Below are 20364 nucleotides of genomic sequence, written 5' to 3' on the forward strand. Positions count from 1 at the left end.
CAATTCATTTTATATTTCTTCCAATTTTTTCCTTAGACTATCTTTGGCTCTGCTCAAGGTCGTTCTGCAGTTTGCATAGGTAATATTCAAAATTTCGCAGATTTCCTCCTGATCGTAGCCTTCAATGTAAAACAGTGTTAAAACCATTCTGTAATTATCCTTTAGCTGCAGGATAGTATCTAGAACCTGTTTTAGTTTAAGATTTTCTAAGTCAATATTTTCAGAAATTATTCCATCATTTTCTTCGACTTTGTATAATTGTTTGCTTATATCTTCTACTTGAAAAGTATTATTTTTTTTATAAAAATCGATACTATAATTAATGATTATTCTTTTTAACCACGCACCAAAAGCCACTTCTTGTTTGTAGTCGTTAATTTTTGTAAAAGCCTTTAAAAAACCTTCCTGCATGACGTCTTGTGCAAAATGTTCGTCTTTTACAATGCGATAAGCCACATTATACATCGCCTTGCAATAGCGGTTGTAAATTTCAAACTGCGCTTTCTGATTATTGCTTTTACAAAGCGCAATTAATTCCTCGATATTTTGGTTGTTTTGACTCAAGTCGTGGCTTTTGGTTTTTAATAGGGACTGTACTTTTTTTGGTTTGTTACACTTTTGATAAAATTAATTTTATTTTTTTTCAATCAGCAGAAAGTTATAAATCAAAATCTGATTTTAAAACTGACTTATTTTGCATTTGGCATAATGATTGTCTATTTTTATGGCCTGTCTTGTAAACTAAGCTCTTATCAAAAACAATACTTTTTAAGGAACGATTTACAGATAGTTTTAAACTTTTAATGACAAAACGACTTATATATTATTATGTCAAATCATAAAATACTTACTATTGACAATCTGTCACTTCAGGAATTAGATTCAGAAGCAGAATTAATTCCATTATTAACTCCAGAGGACGAAGAGGAAATGAACAATGAGGAACTGCCTGTTTCTCTGCCAATTTTACCTTTACGAAATACAGTTTTATTTCCAGGAGTTGTAATTCCGATTTCTGCGGGAAGAGATAAATCTATTAAATTGATTAATGATGCCAATGCGGGCGGAAAAATCATTGGAGTTGTATCTCAAATTAATGAAGAAGACGAGGATCCGTCAAAAGACGATATTCACAAAATAGGAACTGTAGCGCGTATTTTACGTGTTTTAAAAATGCCTGACGGAAACGTAACCGTTATTCTTCAAGGTAAAAAACGTTTCGAAATTGACGAAGTTGTTTTAGAAGAACCGTACATGACAGCAACAATAAAAGAAGTTGCTGAAGAACGTCCTGAAGAAAATGATTCTGAGTTTACAGCTATTTTAGATTCTGTAAAGGAATTGGCAATTCAAATTATAAAGGAAAGTCCAAACATTCCTTCTGAAGCTACATTTGCCATTAAAAACATTGAAAGCCAGTCGTTTTTAATCAATTTTGTTTCTTCTAATATGAACTTATCTGTAAAAGAAAAACAAGGTCTTTTATCGATAAATGGATTGAAAGAACGTGCTTTAGAAACATTACGTTATATGAATGTTGAGCTTCAAAAACTAGAATTGAAGAATGACATTCAGTCAAAAGTTCGTTTTGATTTAGATCAGCAGCAAAGAGAATATTTTCTTCACCAGCAAATGAAAACCATTCAAGAAGAATTGGGAGGCGTTTCGCAGGAAGAAGAAATGGACGAAATGGGGCTGAAAGCGAAAACCAAAAAGTGGGACGAAAAAACGCAGAAACATTTCGAAAAAGAATTGTCAAAAATGCGTCGCATGAATCCGCAGTCTCCAGATTTTGGAATCCAGAGAAATTATCTAGAATTATTTCTAGAACTGCCTTGGGGCGAATATTCTAAAGATAAATTCGATTTGAAATTTGCCCAAAAAGTTTTAGATAAAGATCATTTTGGATTGGAAGAAGTTAAGAAAAGAATGATTGAACATTTGGCAGTTTTAAAATTGCGAAATGACATGAAATCTCCAATTATATGTTTAACAGGGCCTCCAGGAGTTGGTAAAACTTCAATTGGTCGTTCGGTTGCAGAAGCTTTAGGCCGTGAGTATGTACGTATTTCATTAGGCGGTTTACGCGATGAAGCAGAAATTCGCGGACACAGAAAAACCTATATTGGTGCAATGCCGGGAAGAATTATTCAAAGCTTGAAAAAAGCTGGAACCTCTAACCCTGTATTTATTCTGGATGAAATTGATAAATTATCAAGCGGCAATAGTGGCGATCCTTCTTCTGCTTTATTAGAAGTACTTGATCCAGAGCAAAACAGTGCTTTTTATGATAATTTCCTAGAAATGGGTTATGATTTATCGAAAGTAATGTTCATCGCGACATCAAACAATATGGCAGCGATTCAGCCAGCATTGCGCGACAGGATGGAAGTTATAAAAATGTCTGGTTATACTATTGAAGAAAAAGTAGAAATAGCAAAAAGACATCTTTTTCCAAAGCAATTAGAAGCACACGGTTTAACGGCAAAAGATTTAACTATCGGTAAAAAACAATTAGAAAAAATTGTTGAAGGATATACAAGAGAATCTGGTGTTCGTAATTTAGAAACTAAGATTGCCCAAGTTATTAGAAATGCTGCAAAATCTGTAGCAATGGAAGAGGAGTACAACAAAAAAGTTACTGACGAAGATATTATTTCTATTTTAGGAGTACCTAGATTAGAGCGTGATAAATATGAAAATAATGACGTTGCAGGAGTAGTTACAGGTTTAGCTTGGACAAGTGTAGGCGGTGATATTTTATTTATAGAATCATTGATTTCTGAAGGAAAAGGGGCTTTGACCATTACAGGAAATTTAGGAAATGTAATGAAAGAATCTGCAACTATTGCTTTAGAATATATTAAGGCAAATGCAAAGAAACTTGGTTTAGCAAGCGAGTTGTTTCAAAAATATAACATTCACTTACACGTTCCAGAAGGAGCGACACCAAAAGACGGACCTAGTGCTGGTATTGCAATGTTAACTTCTTTAGTCTCTTTATTAACGCAAAAGAAGGTAAAGAAAAGTCTTGCCATGACAGGAGAAATTACTTTACGTGGGAAAGTTTTGCCTGTTGGCGGAATTAAAGAAAAAATCTTAGCTGCAAAAAGAGCGGGTATTAAAGAGATTATTCTGTGTCACGAAAATAAAAGTGATATTGACGAAATAAAAGCTGAATATTTAGAAGGACTTACTTTTCATTATGTAAAAGAAATGAGTGAAGTATTATCTTTAGCTTTGACAGATCAAAATGTGAAAAATGCTAAGACCTTAAAATAAAAGTCAATTAAATTTCAATATATTAAAATCCAAATTCCAACTTTACTTAAAGATTGGGATTTGGATTTTTTTATTCAATTCAGTGAAAGTTCTTTTAATTGAATTTTGGAATTCTTTTTTAATTGGAATCTGTGTTTTTTTTATAATTTTTTCAAGCGTTTGAAGTTGAAATTATGCTATAATTATTGAAAAACAGATACTTATAAAAATTATTTTTTAAGTTATATAATTTTATCTTTGTATTTACGTTATTCCCATATAGGAACGTTCCAAAAACATGTTAAAACAGATCGTTTTATTTCTGATATTACTGATTTGCTCGGCTTCGTTCGGACAAGTTGGAGGGCGTTACACTTATCAGTTTTTAAACTTAACTACTTCACCAAGGCAGGCAGCGTTAGGAGGAGATATTATTACCATATATGATGAAGATGTTAATCAAGCCATGTCTAATCCTGCACTTATAAACGCTGATATGGACAATCACCTAGCAATGAATTACGGAAGTTATTATGGAGAAGCCTCTTACGGCACTGCTTCATATGCTTATACTTATGACAGGCATTTGCAGACTTTTTATGCTGGCGTGAGTTATGTAAACTACGGATCATTTGAAGGTTATGATGAGAATGGTCAGGCAACATCAAATTTTACAGGAAGTGAAGGAGCGCTTACCGTGGGATATTCGTACAACGTACCTTACACTAATTTTTATGTTGGTACAAATGCGAAACTAATAACTTCTTCTCTGGAAAGTTATAATTCTATAGGTGGTGCGATTGATTTGGGGCTTTTATATTTAGACGAAAAAAATGATCTGAATTTTGCCTTGGTATTTCGCAACCTGGGAACGCAGTTTACCACATATTCAGGAATAAAAGAAAATCTGCCTTTTGAAATCGTTGCAGGAGTTTCACAGGAATTAGAACACGTGCCCATTCGCTGGCATCTTACTTTAGAGAATTTACAGCAGTGGAATATTTCTTTTTCAAATCCTAACAGGGGAGAAACCAACATTGACGGATCAACAAGTGAGGAAAAAGTTTCGTTTTTTAATAATGCTTTAAGGCACGTAACATTTGGTGTAGAGCTTTTTCCGAAAAGAGCATTTAATTTACGTTTAGGATATAATTTCAGAAGAGGAGAAGAGTTGAGAGTAGATGAACAACGTAATTTTTCAGGAGTTTCCTTGGGCTTTGGTTTAAAAATAAACAAGCTAAAATTTAATTATTCGTATTCTAGATATACATTGGCAGCTAACACAAGTCTTTTTGGTCTAATTTTAAATTTTCAGTAGTTATATGAAAATATTCTATTTGTTTTTGTTCGTAACTGTAGGGTTTTTAACGGGTTCGAAACTCTCTTTTAAAGAAGATGATGCTATTTCTACTATAGAAATGGAAAGAATTAACAGCAGAATTATTGATTTAAAAAATATGATTAACATTGATCATAAATACAATCAAAAAATTGCTTTTTTAATCGACATGAAAGTTCCTTCTGGGAAAAACCGCTTTTTTGTTTATGATTTAGAAAAAAACGTAATTATAGACCAAGGTTTAGTAGCTCACGGTTCTGGATCTGAAACAGGAATAAAAGGAATGCTTAAGTTTAGTAATATGCCAAATTCTAATTGCACTGCACTTGGAAGATACGCTGTAGGAAAAACGTATAAAGGCATTTTTGGGAAAGCATATCGATTGGCTGGTTTAGAAGAAAGCAATAACAATGCTTTAAAAAGAGCAATTGTACTTCATTCTTATTCTGCGGTTCCTTTAGAAGAGCAAGATTATTACATTAGCAACAGCCACGGATGCCCAATGGTTAACGAGCAATTCTTTAAACGAATAGAAAAACTAATTGACGGTTCTAAGTCAAATATTTTAATGGATATTTACTATTAATTAGAACTTTTAACTAATTTAAAATATAGCTTTTTATTGTCGAAATCGCTTTGATTTTCGATAATAAGAAGTTTTTTTTTGCAGATTTATTATGAAGAAAATAATTCTAATTTGCGTTTTTATTTTTTTAGCTTTTGTATCTTTCTACTTAATATCGAACAATAGAAATGAGGATTTATCTGCTGCGGATGCCAAAAGAATAGAATGTGAAGTTCTTAAAGTTAAAAAGCTTATAGAAACAAGTCCGCGATATAACAAGAAAGTTGCCTTTTTTATTGATATGAAAATCCCTTCGGGTAAAAATCGTTTTTTTGTTTATGATTTAAATACAAATAAAGTTATCGATAAAGGATTGGTCGCTCATGGTTCTGGTTCTGAAACTGGAGTAAAAGGAAAACTTCGATTTAGTAACGTTCCCAATTCACTAAAAACTTCATTAGGAAGATATTCAATCGGAAATCATTATGTAGGGAAATTTGGGAAAGCCTATAAATTGTATGGACTAGATACCACTAATAGTAATGCATTTAAAAGAGATATTGTTTTTCATTACTATTATGATGTTCCATATAAAGAGAAAGATGGCTACATTTGCAATAGTTATGGCTGTCCAATGGTGAATGAAAAGTATTTTGAAAGAATATCCAAGATAATTGATAGTTCTGAATCGGATATTTTGATGAGTATTTACTACTAATTCAGCTTTTAATAGAATAAAAATTTAAAAATAGAAAATTGAAAAAAATTACTATCGCTATCGATGGATTTTCATCAACAGGTAAAAGTACCTTAGCAAAACAATTGGCAAAAGAACTTGAATATGTATATGTAGATACAGGCGCTATGTATCGTGCAGTTGCTTTTTTTGCTATGCAGCAGAATATTATTGGAGCTGACTTTTTTGATAAAGACGCCTTGATTAACGCTTTGCCTAATATTCAATTGGAATTTAAATTTAATGCAGATTTAGGTTTTGCTGAAATGTTTTTGAATGGTGAAAATGTTGAAAAGCAAATTAGAACTATTGAAGTTTCTAATTTCGTTAGTAAAGTTGCCACCGTTTCTGAAGTTCGTGCTAAATTGGTAGAACAACAACAGGAAATGGGAAAAAATAAAGCCATAGTAATGGATGGTAGAGACATTGGGACAGTTGTTTTTCCAGATGCCGAACTTAAAATATTTATGACTGCAAGTGCTGAAACCCGCGCTCAAAGACGTTTTGACGAATTACAGCAAAAAGGAGATAATGTTTCTTATGAAGAAGTTCTTAAAAATGTTGTCGAAAGAGATCATATGGATACACACCGAGAAGATTCGCCTTTAGTTATTGCTGAAGATGCAATAGAAATAGATAATTCTTACTTAAATAAAGAAGAACAATTTGCAGCCGTTTTAGAATTAGTAAATGATGTTGTTAAAACACCATAATTTTTTGCAGATATTATTTTTAATGGTAGTTTTACCGCTTCATTTTTACTAAAGACAATTTTAAATATATGGGGATTAAAAACAGATTGATTTTAATGAGCTTTCTTCAATTTTTTGTTTGGGGAGCCTGGCTTATAACAATTGGAAATTATTGGTTTGGCACAAAAAACTGGGAAGGAACTCAATTCGGACTCGTTTTTGGAACCATGGGAATTGCATCTCTTTTTATGCCTACACTTACGGGTATTATTGCTGACAGGTGGGTAAATGCAGAAAAATTATACGGTGTTCTGCATATTCTTTACGCTGTTGTTTTATTTGCAATTGCACAGGTAAGTACTCCAGATACTTTTATTGCAGTTATGCTTTTAGCAATGTGTTGTTATATGCCTACAATTGCTTTAAGTAATTCTATTTCATACACTTCGTTAAAATTAAATAACAAAAATATAGTAAAAGATTTTCCGCCTATTAGAGTTTGGGGAACAATTGGTTTTATTGTAGCGATGTGGATTACCAATTTGAGCGGAAGTAAAGCAACAGAATATCAATTTTATATTGCTGGAATTGGAGCTTTAATTCTAGGAGTTTACGCTTTTACACTTCCAAAATGTGAACCACAGCGTTTAATTAAAGAAAATGCAACTTGGATTGAAACTTTTGGTTTAGAATCTTTTAAATTATTTGGAAACTACAAAATGGCTTTGTTTTTTGTTTTTTCTATGTTTTTAGGAGGGGCGCTTCAATTGACAAATGCTTATGGTGATGTGTTTTTAGATGAATTTAAACATTTCCCGAAATATGCAGATTCATTTGTAATCCAGTACTCTACTATTATTATGTCGATTTCTCAAGTCTCTGAGACATTATTTATTTTGGCAATTCCATTTTTCTTAAGACGTTTCGGAATTAAACAAGTTATGCTTATTAGTATGCTGGCATGGGTTTTACGTTTTGGATTGTTTGCTTTTGGAGATCCAGTAAATGGTTTATGGATGATTATTCTTTCTTGTATCGTTTACGGAATGGCGTTTGATTTCTTTAATATTTCAGGTTCTTTATTCGTAGAAAGTAATACAGATTCTAAAATTCGTTCGTCTGCACAAGGATTATTTATGATGATGACCAATGGAGTAGGAGCTGTTTTAGGAAGTTTAACTTCTGGCTGGGCGATCGATCGTTTCTTTACAAAATCGTTTACTACCACAACAGAATTAGCGGGATTTTTACAAACAGATCCAGCTAATGAAAAAATGGTAGAATTTGTAAAAAGCCAAGGAAATTCTATTTCTACAGACGGAGCTTTTACAAATCCGGTTTTAATGAAAGACTGGCATACAATCTGGTTATCCTTTGCTATTTATGCTTTGGTAATTGCAATTGCTTTTGCTGTTTTATTTAAACATAAACACGATCCAAAAGAAATTGAGAATTTGAGTCATTAATTGACTTTACAACATATTTTAAAGCCCATTTTTCAAACAGAAAATGGGCTTTTCTTTTTTAATTTATGCTTATATTTGATATTCATCTCTTGTTTCTATGCAAAATTCACCACAAGAATCATTACCTCCTTTTAGATCTATTAGCTCAAAACCCATGCGGTTTCTAAATCTTATCTTGGGGTCTTTTTGGGTGTTTTTGACACTGTTTTTTCTAACAGGATTGATTTTTTTACTGACAATTTCTCTTAATGAAACTAGACTAGATGAAGCAGGAACTATAGTTTTGTCTTTGGTATTTTCAATTATATTGTTAGGAATCGCAATATTGCTTATTTACTCAAAAAATAAAATGTTCACAACTACAATAATTGATGAAAAAGGAATTCGTTATTTAAATAAATTTAATGGAAGAATTGTAAAAGAAATACCTTGGAACAGCTTTGTAAAAAGAGAAAAACTCAAGCATTATTTTGAACCTCAAAAATATGATGTTACATCAGTTAGACCTTCGAAATCTTTTTATGATCAGTTTTATTGGCCTGTTATGATAGATGGAAAAGTTATAGCTCATAATGATGCTTTTCTAGGAAGGCATTTTTTTGTGATGCTGTATGCTAATCGAGCAGAATTGATTCGGACTTTTTTATTAGGAATAAAGCACTACCGACCAGATATTACCATTGATCCTATCATTTATACCGATCATTATATAAATCCAAAAACTTTTACAATTGATAAGAAGCAGCGCTTGAAGGTCGAAATTATAGGAGGATTATTGTGTATTCTAATCTTTGCGCTTTTGTGCTATTTTATTGTAGAATGAGAAAATAGCTCTAGTCATAAAATCTTACTGTATTGAGATAATCAGATCGTCGACTTGTTTTTTTTGTTCGCCGTATTTCTTTTGAAGTTCAGAGCCTACACCCATTCGGTTGTAATATTCTAAACCCTTTTGAGCGAAGAATTTTTTATGAAAATTGGAAATTTCTGGAACTTGCGGAAATAAATTATGAAAGTTCATTTCGTAATATGCCTGCCATTCTCGTTCGTTTTTATCTAAAATATAAGGTTTTATTGTTTTTTGTTTTACATGAACCATTTCGTGTACGATGAGAATCAGCATTAGTTCTAATGGAAATTCGAATGTGTTTTTTGGAATCCTGATAATTTGACGTTCTCCAAAATCGCCTTCGGTAGTCATTAGAATAAAATCTGGCTTGGCTTTTTCTCTAAATTCAAATCCTTTAAGATTTGAATTTTTAAGATTATACTTTTTTAAAAGCCAATAAACGGCATTGATTACTTGCCCATTTTTGTGAAAAGTTTCTATTTTAAGTTTTATTTCTTCTAATGTCATGATTTTATATGGAAGTAAAGTACCCTATAAATATTTAGTAAGGTTTAATAGGGAATAATTTAAGCTACAATAAATTCTCCTCTTTCAGAAGCAATTGTATTTCCCAATTGGGTAATTGATTCTAAAACAGTTTTAAAAGATTTTCCAAAGTCCGTTAAACCGTAGGTTACCTTTATTGGAGGCTTTTTTCCATCTACATTTCTAAAAATTAACCCATCTTCTTCCAACTGTTTGAGTTGTAAGCTTAATGTCCTTTCTGTCACTGTAGGCATTTCTTTTCGGAGTTCATTGTATCTTTTTGGATTGTCTTTTAAATGATACAGAATTACCGCTTTCCATTTTCCGCCCATTAAATCCATTACTAGACTGACAGTGCACGGATAAGTTTTTCCGTCGAGTTTAATTAAATCAGGTTCGCATTCTATCTTTTTCATACTGCTTGTTTGACCTATCCAATTGGATAGTTATTGTGGGATTGTAAAACTATAAATAATTTTGTAACTATAAAAATGATAGTATAAATAATTAAAAATGGCATTAATAATTTTAGGGCATCCACAAATAAAAGAATCAGTCGCAAATAAGGCAATTATCGAAGAAATTCAGATAACGAATCCAGAAATAGAAATTAGAAATCTGGCTGAATTATATCCTGATTTTAAGATTGATATAAAAGAAGAGCAAGAAGCTTTACTTCGTCATGAAGTTATAATTTTTCAATATCCTTTATATTGGTATAATATGCCGGCGATTTTAAAACATTGGTTTGATGTGGTTTTCGAACATCAATTTGCTTATGGTTCAAAAGGAGATAAGCTCAAAGGAAAAAAAGTTTTAGTGAGTGTGACAGTTGGTTCGTTGGAGCAGGAATACAGAACTTTTGGAAAACATAATTTTAGAATTGCTGAATTTTTTAAAAATATTGAACAGACAGCCTATTTTGCTCAAATGACTTTTTTAGATCCGATTTTTTTTCACGGAACATCATCAGTTGATGGTTTTACAAAAGATGAAGTCAAAGAAAGAGCAAAGATGTATGCGCATCGTTTGCTAAATTATGTTTTAAAATTGAAATGATATTAATAATAATATGAGTTTTCTTTTAGGTTTTAATAGAAACTTTTATGTAAGATTTCTAGATAATTTATGCTGGCTGCACCTTACAGGTATTCGAAACCTGTGAGGTGTAATTATATAGATATTTTAACTTATAAAATTAGAAGGATTTTTTGTTGAATTTTATAAAAATAAGTATTTTCGTACTTTTTATAAATAACATGAACCAGCAAAATTTACCACCCTTTAAGCCTATAGCTTCAATAACATCGAAACTGGCTAGTTATAGTTATAGCATCATGACGTTATTTGTTTTGATAATTTCTTTTGGGTTGTTGTTCTTTATTTTGTTTTTAGTAGATATAAGAGAAGAGTCACTTTTTATACTAATATTTTTAAATATTCCTCTTATTTTAATAAGTGTAGTTTATATTAAAAGAACATTAAGTTATACTACAATAACGATTGATCAAAAAGGGATTAAGTATTTCAACAAATTTAAAGGGCAAATAATCGAAGAGATAAATTGGGAAGATTTTGAATCGATAGACAAATTCGAAGGTTCGGTGTATTTTTTGAATAGGAGAACCGATTCAAATTATTTTAACTATGACGTTGCTTCACAGGTTGTAAATAATAAAGGAGCTCTAAGATTTTACTGGTTTACGCAAAAAAACGGAACAGTATTGCTTCATAAAGAAACATTTCAAGGAAAACATATTTTTAATATGTTTTATTCAAACAGATTAGAACTTGTTCGAAGTTTATTATTAGGGTTAAGACATTTTAGACCAGATATAAGAATTCATCCTCATGCTTACGGGTTGTACTTTATTAATCCAGAAACTTTTAAGATTGATTACGCTAAAAGGGATAACGCTATGGTATTAGCCTTTTTAATATTGTTGATTGTTGGATTGGTTTTGTTTTTTATCATAATGTCAAACTTAAATCATTGTTGTTGATGAAAAAAAGTAAAAAGAATAGTTTACCTCCTTTTGAACCCATAACATCGATTCCGCTAACAGTAATAAATTATAGTATTGGAGGGTTATTTATATTGCCTCTTGTATTGCTTGTCGCATCTGTATTTGTTTTTTTAAATGAGAATAATGTTTTAGCGGCAGTATGTATTACGATACTGCTTTTAGTAACCACTATTTTTATTATAGTTCATGCAGTTGATGTTTGGAAGAGGATATATACAGCAATGAGTATTGATGAAAAAGGTATTCACTATTATAATAAATTTAATAAGAAAGTTGTTAAAACTATAGCTTGGAAAAACTTTGTAAAAAAGAAAACATACACACCAGGCTTTGGAAATGATTTATATGACATTACGATAGAGTATCCACTTAGAGGGATTCGTGCATATTTCTGTTTCTATATTTTAGTTAATAAAGAGGAAGTAATGATTAAAGAAATTTTTCAGGGAAATCATATTTTTTATGCATTCTATTATAATAGAATACAATTAATTCGGACTTTTTTGCTAGGTGTTAAACATTTCAAACCTGAGTTAAAAATTTCTCCTATTGTTTTCATAAAGCATTTTATCGATCCTGAAACTTTTGTGATTCAGTATGGTAAAAGAAGGCTTCTTTTCTTTTATTCTACTTTGTTGGTGGTTTTGTTTTCTTTAATTTGTTTTTTAATATTTTTTTGGAATAATTTTTTCGCGNCAAGTAACTAGATAAATTGTAAAACTATAGGCTATTTTATTTTAATTCATCATCATTCTCCATTTGTTAAGTTCTTTTTTTACTAAAACTAAATATTAATTATTTAAAAATATAAGAAAAATACTATATATTTGTATTTTTATAGATAGATTATATGAACTGGTATTTAAAAGTTTTTAGGGACTACTTCAATTTTGAAGGCAGAGCACGAAGAAGTGAATATTGGATGTTTTCGCTTTATAATTTTAGTTTTGCAACAATACTATTTATAACAGATGCGATTTTTCGTTTAAGTTTAAATTTCTTTCCTTTCGGGTGGTTTTGCATATTATATGCTGTCACTTCATTTGTCCCAAGTATTGCTGTAACTGTTAGACGGCTTCACGATGTTGGCAAAAGCGGCTGGATGATTTTATTGTGTTTAATTCCTTTTTTTGGTGGAATTTGGTTATTTATTTTATTGATTTTAAATGGTGATTCGCAAAAAAATGAATACGGTGAAAATCCAAAATTTGAATCTAAAGATGAGGATTGTTCAAATGCAGATTCTATAATTCAGCTCGTATTAATTTCTACATTGATTAATGTATTAATCTATAAAGTTGCCGCAGAGTTTATTAATTCAGAAGTTTTTTATAAGTTTTACAAGTCAATTAATTATCCTAGTTTGTTATTTTGGTCAATTGTACCAATCACTCTTTCTTTTGCACTAAAGGATAAAAACAAACGCCTTCCATTTTTAATTTTAGGAAGTATCTATTTTCTTTACACCATGAAAGAAGTATTTGATACGCTTAAGGAACTTTTATATAATTGGTATTTTTTTCTTAAGGTTAAAAACATGTGAAGTCTTGAAAAAAAACAAAATTTTCTGCTCTTGAATAATTGCCTAACAATCAATCGGATTTATTTTGTTAATTCAGAAAAATGTATTAATTTTGCAGTCCTTTTGGCAGAGAAGAGTTTCCATTAGGAATCAACCATTTATGTAAAACAACTTCTGTATTTTCTATCGCATAAAGAAACTCGAGAAAAACAGAATACAAATTTTTTTATCAGCATGTCTGAACAAACAAAATCACAAGAAGAGTTTTTAGCAAATTTTAACTGGCATAACTTCCAAGAAGGAATTGATGCAGTAGATGAGAAAAACTTACAAGAGTTTGAAGAACTAGTATCAAAAACTTTCATCGCTACAGATCAAGAAGAAGTAGTTGAAGGAGTTGTTGTTAGAATTACAGATAGAGACGTTATCGTTGATATCAATGCTAAATCTGAAGGTGTTATTTCTTTAAACGAATTTCGTTACAACCCAAATTTAAAAGTAGGTGACAAAGTAGAAGTATTAATTGACATCCGTGAGGATAAAACAGGTCAATTAGTATTATCTCACAGAAAAGCACGTACTATCAAATCTTGGGATAGAGTTATTGCAGCTAATGAAACTGGAGAAATCGTTAACGGTTTTGTTAAATGTAGAACTAAAGGAGGTATGATTGTTGACGTATTCGGTATCGAGGCGTTCTTACCAGGATCTCAAATTGACGTTAAGCCAATTAGAGACTACGATGTATATGTAAACAAAATGATGGAATTCAAAGTGGTAAAAATCAACCACGAATTCAAAAACGTTGTTGTATCTCATAAAGCTCTTATCGAGGCTGACATTGAAGTACAGAAAAAAGAAATCATCGGTCAATTACAAAAAGGACAAGTATTAGAAGGTGTTGTTAAAAACATTACTTCTTATGGTGTGTTCATTGACTTAGGTGGTGTTGACGGATTAATTCACATTACTGACCTTTCTTGGAGTAGAATCAACCACCCAAGTGAAGTTCTTGAATTAGACCAAAAATTAAACGTAGTAATCCTTGATTTCGATGATGAGAAAACAAGAATTCAATTAGGATTGAAACAATTAAACGCTCACCCATGGGACGCTTTAGATGCTAACTTAACTGTTGGTGATAAAGTTAAAGGTAAAGTAGTTGTAATCGCTGATTACGGTGCTTTCATCGAAGTTGCTGAAGGTGTTGAAGGTTTAATCCACGTTTCTGAAATGTCATGGTCAACTCATTTACGTTCTGCTCAAGATTTCGTAAAAGTTGGAGATGTTGTTGAAGCTGTTATCTTAACTTTAGATAGAGATGATCGTAAAATGTCATTAGGTATCAAACAATTAACTCAAGATCCATGGACTGATATCACTTCTAAATACCCAGTAGGTTCTAAACATACAGGTATCGTTAGAAACTTTACAAACTTTGGTATTTTCGTAGAATTAGAAGAAGGAATTGATGGATTAATCTACATTTCTGACCTTTCTTGGACTAAGAAAATCAAACACCCATCTGAATTTGTAAATGTTGGTGAAAAACTTGATGTAGTTGTATTAGAATTAGATGTTGAAGGACGTAAATTATCTTTAGGTCACAAACAAACTACTGCTAATCCTTGGGATCAATACGAAGATTCTTTCGCTGTAGGAACTATCCACAATGGTGAAATTTCTGAAATCGTTGACAAAGGAGCTACTGTAGAATTCGGAGATGATATCGTTGCTTTCATTCCTACTCGTCACCTTGAAAAAGAAGACGGAAAGAAATTGAAAAAAGGTGATACTGCTGATTTCAAAGTAATCGAATTTAACAAAGAATTCAAAAGAGTAGTTGCTTCTCACACTGCTATCTTCCGTGAAGAAGAAGAGAAAAATGTGAAAGCTGCAACTGAAAATACTTCATCTAACTCTACTACTAATGCACCAGCTGCAACTTTAGGAGATAACAATGATGTATTAGCTGCTTTAAAAGCTAAAATGGAAAAAACTGAGAAAAAATAATTCTTAGATTTTTTATAAATAGAAAGTCCCACATTTGTGGGACTTTTTTTATTATTATAGTTTTTTATTTGTGTAAATTTATAGTCTTATTCTCGTTGTTTTCTTCTCAAAAAATAAAATTTTATTTAAATATAATATTTTTTTTGTAAGTTTATAGTGCTGTAAAACAGTTTTTTATAATTTTGTATTTGCAAATAACTGTTTATTGACCTTTCATATATTTTATATGATTTAATTATTTAAAAAGCTTTTTTTTAAATAAGTTGCTTTCACTCTTGATATTTAAGGAGACAGTCATAAATACCTTTAGTAGTCACTTATTTAAATGTAATTTTCAATCAATTAGATTTTAAATAGCGATTAATTTAATTTAATTTATAAATTTCAAAATGATGAAAAAAAAATACTCTTAATTATATTCTTAGCATTCTAGCTTAATATATTTTCTATAATCTATTTATGTTTTTTCTGTCTTAATACTGTGGTAATTATTATTTAAATTTCACAGAAATAAGATCAACTTAATCCTGTCGTCAATAAAATAATTACAATTTTTGGAAAATTTATTTTTTTACGCCTTCATTATACTTTGAAAACCACAATTACTCTTATTTTTAAATTTCTGCTTTTTCTACATCTTTCTTTTTCGAACATGTAATTAATATTTTGATTGATGATACTATAAAATTCCTACTATTTTATTTTATTAATTTAAATCAAAGTTTATGAAAATTAAAATTTTACTTCTACTTTTTGTTCTGGGAGGTTTGTGTAATGCTCAAGTTGGAATCGGAACTCCTTTACCGAATAATTCTTCTCAATTAGATGTTGTTGCAGCCAATAGAGGTGTTTTGATTACAAGAGTTCAATTGCAAAGTACAACGAGTATGAATCCTATACTTAATACAGGATCATTACCTTCAAGTCTTTTAGTTTTTAATGAAGCAACGGCTGGTACAGCGCCGCTAAATGTTACTCCAGGTTATTATTATTGGTACAATAATAAGTGGAACAGAATCGTAGTCTCTTCTGAAACAACAGTTCCAGAAGGAACAGTAGTATTTAATCCTGTTTCGAATACATTTTATTATGTTGATCAAAGTGGAAATCAGCAGATAATCAATTTTCAAGATATTGTGAAAAATAATGAAACAATTACTACTCTAGTTAATGCTCCAGATGGTAAACATACTTATACCAGTGAAAATAATACAGTAACTGTAATTGACGTTGTTGGCGATGTTACAAATAATGCTTCAACAATTTTAAATAATCCTGCNGGTTATAACGGAATTAACCAACATCATCAAAAATAATGAAACATTAACAAGTCTGGTTTATGATGCTGGTGCAAATACATTAACATACAACGCAGAAAATGGAACACCAACGGTAGTTAATTTATTAAATCTAGTCCAAGGTGCCGAAACACAGACAAGTTTAGTATACGATGCAACAGCCCGACGCTGACTTATAATCCGGAAAATGGAGTTCCAGCGGTAATAAATCTGTCTGATCTTGTAAAAGGTTCAGAAACAATTACTACTCTGGTTAATGCTCCAGATGGCAAACATACTTATACCAGTGAAGATAATACAGCAACTGTAATTGACGTTGTTGGCGATGTTACAAATAATGCTNTGTTGTAACGGAATTGGCAACGATCATAAAAAATAATGAAACATTAACAAGTCTGGTTTATGATGCTGGTGCAAATACATTAACATACAATGCAGAAAATGGAACACCAACGGTAGTTAATTTATTAAATCTAGTCCAAGGCGCCGAAACACAGACAAGTTTAGTATACGATGCAACGGCCCAGACGCTGACTTATAATCCGGAAAATGGAGTTCCAGCGGTAATAAATCTGTCAGATCTTGTAAAAGGTTCAGAAACAATTACTACTCTGGTTAATGCTCCAGATGGCAAACATACCTATACCAGTGAAGATAATACAGNNTAACTGTGATTGACGTAGTTGGCGATGTTACAAATAATGCTTCAACAATTTTAAATAATCCTGCCGTTGTAACAGAACTGGCAACCATAATCAAAAATAATGAAACATTAACGAGTTTGGTTTATGATGATGCTGCAAACACATTAACATACAACGCAGAAAATGGAACACCAACGGTAGTTAATTTATTAAATCTCGTCCAAGGCGCCGAAACACAGACAAGTTTAGTATACGATGCAACGGCTCAGACGCTGACTTATAATCCGGAAAATGGAGTTCCATCGGTAATAGATCTGGCTGCTTTAGTTACAAATTCAGAAACCGTTACAACTATTACTCCTGTTGTCACAACTGGTAATATTATTGCACAATATGCTAATGAAACTGGAGGAACACCAGTAGACATAAGAGAAACAACCACTAAAATAACACCAGTAGTACTAACTGGAAATATAATCGCTAATTATTTAAATGAAGAAGGTTTACAGGAAAATATCCAGGAAACCTTAACTTCATTGTCTTATGATCCAGCGACTAGTACATTAAGTTACAGTAGTGAAGACGGAACAGTAAGTCCTTTTGATTTAACAGGCCTAAAATCTGTGGTAACCGCTGGAACTAATGTTACAGTTACTGGTAATGGAGAAATAGCAACTCCGTATATTATTAATTCTCCTGTTGAAACTGCTTTATTAACACCTAGTACGGCTGTTCCAGCATCGTCAACAACAATTGCTGTTCCTTCTACAAATGTGCAGGGAGCAATTGAAAATTTAGCAACAGAATTAAAACAAAAATGGGATATTAGAGGAAATGCGCAAACAGTTGCCGGCACAAATTTTTTAGGTACAACAGATAATGTTGATTTAGTCTTTAAAAGAAATAACATTCAAAGTGGTCTTTTAAGTACAAATAATACTTCTTTCGGAGTTGGGGCAAATCCGCTTTCTGCAGGAACTTCTAATGTAGCAATAGGAAGCTTAAGTTTAAATTTAAATATAGGTGGAAATTATAATATAGCTGTAGGTTCCAATGCATTAGCAAATAATCTTTTTGGAAATTATAATATTGCTATCGGATATAATTCTCTTGCAAATAATACTGATTACAATAATATTGCAATAGGAGATTATGCACTAAATGCAAACACCACTGGAAACAGAAATCAAGCGATTGGGGTTAGGGCACTTACTTCAAACACAACTGGAATCAATAATACTGCAATTGGAGATTTTACTCTTAATAATAATAATACCGGAAATAATAATATAGCTTCAGGACTTAATGCACTTTACTCAAATATATCCGGAAGTAATAATATAGCCACGGGTATAGAAGCTTTGTTCGCGACTACTACAGGTCAGGCAAATGTTGCAGTTGGTTCTAGAGCTTTACAAAATAATGCAATAGGAAACAATAATACGGCGGTAGGAAATAATGCTGGTAATTTTAATCGTACTGGAAACTCAAATACTGCAATGGGAGATTTTGCATTAAGCCAAAATTTAGGAGGGAACAACAATACGGCTATTGGAGCTACCGCTTTATACGAAAATGTTTCTGGTTCTGGAAATGTTGCAATAGGATTTGAAAGTGGTAGATATTTCGGTGCTTCAGGAACAGATATTTTAAACGGGGCTAATAATTGTGTTTATGTTGGTACACAAATAAGAGCACTTAACAATTCTGCAAATAATGAGGTCGTAATTGGATATGCAGCTCTCGGCAGAGGAAATAATACTGTGCAGATAGGAAATGATGCTATGACCAGTATTGGAGGACAGGTAGCATGGTCAAATCCTTCTGATTTACGTTTGAAAAAAGAGATACAAACAAGTTCTTTTGGTTTAAATTTCATAAATAAACTGCGCCCTGTTACTTATCATCTAAAAACAGGCACAACCGATTTGCAATCTGGTTTTATTGCTCAAGAAGTAGAATCAGCAGCTAATTCTGTTGGATATCAATTTAGTGGAATTGTTAAACCAGCCAGCGAAAAAGATTTTTACAGCCTTCGTTACTCAGAATTTGTTGTTCCGCTTGTGAAAGCTGTACAAGAGCAACAAGTAATAATTGAGCAACAAGATAAAAAAATAGCAGATCTTGAAACACGCTTACAACGTTTAGAAGTAGTAGTTAGTAAATTAAAGTAAGAAGTTATGAGTAAAATAATGATATATTTATTTGTACTATCAATATGCTATGTTAGTAAAATAAGCGCGCAAACTTCAAATATTGGTGGTTTAACAGTGAGCTCAAATACCATTTTGTCTACTATAGAATCTTTTGATAATAAAACGACAGGAGATTTTGTTAATGACGGAACTTTCTATGTTTATGCTAATTTTAATAATGACGGGCTGGTAACTTTTTCTCCAAATTTGACTACAGGATTAACATATTTTAAAGGTAGTGCTGCGGCTCAAACCATTTCTGGAGTATCAGTTAGTGAATTGTATAATGCCAGATTTGAAAATAATTTTACTCAGCCTGCCTTTTTATTATCTGGAGATATTACTGTATTTGGCAGTTCTGATTTCTATTATGGAATTGTAGATAATGTGACTCAGCCCGGAAATTTTTTATTTGAAGAAAATGCAACGCATCAAAATACAAGTAATAACAGTTATGTTGCTGGTTTTGTTGAAAGAAATAAAAACAATCAATTTGAATTTCCTATAGGCGACGGCGGTTTTTTTAGGCCTTCGGCGATCAGTCAGAGTAACGCAACGACCAATTTTTTTAGGAGCAGATATTATCTAAAAGATTCAAATGCTTTACACCCACATAATCAGAAAGATCCTTTGATTCAAATTATTGATTTACCTGAATATTGGAGTTTTGAAAGCAACCAGAATCCTGTAGATATTGCAATTACTTTGTCCTGGAATGAAGCCACAACGCCCAACGAAATTATTAATGGTAATCCTGGAACAACATTAGCCATTGTAAGATGGGATGAAACTGCAAATAAATGGGTCTATTATACATCGGCTGTCGATGAAAGTGGTAAAACAGTAACAGCAACTATTGATAATGATGGGATTTTTACACTTGGACGAATTCTGTCTAATTCCTCTGATGAAATTGTCATTCACAATGCTATTTCTGCAAATGAAGATGGAAAAAATGATTTTCTTCAAATTGACGGAATCACTAATTTTCCAAACAATAGACTTCAAATTTATAATCGCTGGGGAATAAAAGTATTTGAAACAACCGGATACGGAATAGATAATAATTTTTTCTACGGATATTCTGAAGGCAGGGCTACAGTAAAAAAATCCAGTATATTACCAGATGGAACTTACTTTTATACACTAAGCTATGAGGTTACGAATGGTATTTGGAAAGAAAAAGCAGGATATATATATCTTACTTCGTCTAACTAATTTTGGCAGACTT

At 31.5% G+C, this 20364-nt stretch carries 17 protein-coding genes; 14 read left to right on the plus strand and 3 right to left on the minus strand.

Going from position 1 to position 20364, the window contains the following annotated elements; all coding sequences use genetic code 11:
* Window positions 1–9 precede the first annotated feature (9 nt).
* Entirely contained in the window at window positions 10–564 is a 555-nt protein-coding gene (locus ASE40_RS14760; protein ID WP_057117856.1) for an RNA polymerase sigma factor, read from the minus strand.
* 264 nt (window positions 565–828) lie between these two features.
* Here ASE40_RS14760 and lon point away from each other — a divergent pair, with 264 nt between their 5' ends.
* From lon to ASE40_RS14795, 7 genes are all read left to right on the plus strand, one after another.
* The gene (gene lon, locus ASE40_RS14765) at window positions 829–3282 is read left to right on the plus strand and encodes an endopeptidase La (RefSeq protein WP_057117857.1); all 2454 of its coding nucleotides are present in this window, start codon (window positions 829–831) and stop codon (window positions 3280–3282) included.
* A gap of 277 nt (window positions 3283–3559) precedes the next feature.
* A complete protein-coding gene (gene porQ / locus ASE40_RS14770) occupies window positions 3560–4579 on the plus strand; it encodes a type IX secretion system protein PorQ (RefSeq protein ID WP_057117858.1) in 1020 nt (339 codons plus the stop codon).
* A 4-nt stretch (window positions 4580–4583) separates the two neighbouring features.
* The gene (locus tag ASE40_RS14775; protein WP_057117859.1) at window positions 4584–5186 is read left to right on the plus strand and encodes a murein L,D-transpeptidase catalytic domain-containing protein; all 603 of its coding nucleotides are present in this window, start codon (window positions 4584–4586) and stop codon (window positions 5184–5186) included.
* A 91-nt stretch (window positions 5187–5277) separates the two neighbouring features.
* Complete coding sequence (locus tag ASE40_RS14780) at window positions 5278–5883, plus strand: murein L,D-transpeptidase catalytic domain-containing protein (RefSeq protein ID WP_057117860.1); 606 nt, start codon at window positions 5278–5280, stop codon at window positions 5881–5883.
* Between the two features lie 38 nt (window positions 5884–5921).
* On the plus strand, window positions 5922–6614 hold the full coding sequence (gene cmk / locus ASE40_RS14785; RefSeq protein ID WP_057117861.1) for a (d)CMP kinase: 693 nt from the start codon (window positions 5922–5924) through the stop codon (window positions 6612–6614).
* A gap of 68 nt (window positions 6615–6682) precedes the next feature.
* Entirely contained in the window at window positions 6683–8059 is a 1377-nt protein-coding gene (locus ASE40_RS14790; protein ID WP_057117862.1) for a nucleoside permease, read from the plus strand.
* Between the two features lie 97 nt (window positions 8060–8156).
* Window positions 8157–8882: a hypothetical protein gene (locus ASE40_RS14795; RefSeq protein WP_157848515.1), complete on the plus strand. Its 726-nt coding sequence runs from the start codon at window positions 8157–8159 to the stop codon at window positions 8880–8882.
* 24 nt (window positions 8883–8906) lie between these two features.
* Here ASE40_RS14795 and ASE40_RS14800 read toward each other — a convergent pair whose 3' ends face one another.
* A complete protein-coding gene (locus ASE40_RS14800) occupies window positions 8907–9416 on the minus strand; it encodes a hypothetical protein (protein WP_057117864.1) in 510 nt (169 codons plus the stop codon).
* Between the two features lie 59 nt (window positions 9417–9475).
* Window positions 9476–9850, minus strand: coding sequence for a winged helix-turn-helix transcriptional regulator (locus ASE40_RS14805; RefSeq protein ID WP_057117865.1), 375 nt, complete (start codon window positions 9848–9850; stop codon window positions 9476–9478).
* 97 nt (window positions 9851–9947) lie between these two features.
* On the opposite strand from ASE40_RS14805, the gene ASE40_RS14810 reads away from it, so the two are divergent.
* The 7 genes from ASE40_RS14810 to ASE40_RS14850 all read left to right on the plus strand — a co-directional run bounded on the left by ASE40_RS14810 (window position 9948) and on the right by ASE40_RS14850 (window position 20351).
* On the plus strand, window positions 9948–10493 hold the full coding sequence (locus ASE40_RS14810; RefSeq protein ID WP_057117866.1) for an NAD(P)H-dependent oxidoreductase: 546 nt from the start codon (window positions 9948–9950) through the stop codon (window positions 10491–10493).
* A 200-nt stretch (window positions 10494–10693) separates the two neighbouring features.
* Window positions 10694–11437 (plus strand): hypothetical protein, encoded by a 744-nt coding sequence (locus ASE40_RS14815; protein ID WP_057117867.1) that lies wholly within the window; start codon window positions 10694–10696, stop codon window positions 11435–11437.
* Window positions 11437–12156: hypothetical protein (locus tag ASE40_RS14820; protein ID WP_206742874.1), on the plus strand; the 720-nt coding region annotated here is incomplete at its 3' end. The genes ASE40_RS14815 and ASE40_RS14820, both read left to right, overlap by 1 nt.
* A gap of 155 nt (window positions 12157–12311) precedes the next feature.
* Window positions 12312–13004 (plus strand): DUF805 domain-containing protein, encoded by a 693-nt coding sequence (locus tag ASE40_RS22540; protein ID WP_082586816.1) that lies wholly within the window; start codon window positions 12312–12314, stop codon window positions 13002–13004.
* Window positions 13005–13217: 213 nt separating this feature from the next.
* The gene (gene rpsA, locus ASE40_RS14830; protein WP_057117869.1) at window positions 13218–14996 is read left to right on the plus strand and encodes a 30S ribosomal protein S1; all 1779 of its coding nucleotides are present in this window, start codon (window positions 13218–13220) and stop codon (window positions 14994–14996) included.
* A gap of 3726 nt (window positions 14997–18722) precedes the next feature.
* Window positions 18723–19112: a tail fiber domain-containing protein gene (locus ASE40_RS22610; protein ID WP_410503491.1), complete on the plus strand. Its 390-nt coding sequence runs from the start codon at window positions 18723–18725 to the stop codon at window positions 19110–19112.
* A 6-nt stretch (window positions 19113–19118) separates the two neighbouring features.
* Window positions 19119–20351, plus strand: a complete 1233-nt coding sequence (locus tag ASE40_RS14850; protein WP_082586817.1) for a gliding motility-associated C-terminal domain-containing protein — start codon at window positions 19119–19121, stop codon at window positions 20349–20351.
* Window positions 20352–20364 lie beyond the last annotated feature (13 nt).

It is taken from the genome of Flavobacterium sp. Root935 (genome assembly GCF_001429295.1).
Taxonomy (GTDB): domain Bacteria; phylum Bacteroidota; class Bacteroidia; order Flavobacteriales; family Flavobacteriaceae; genus Flavobacterium.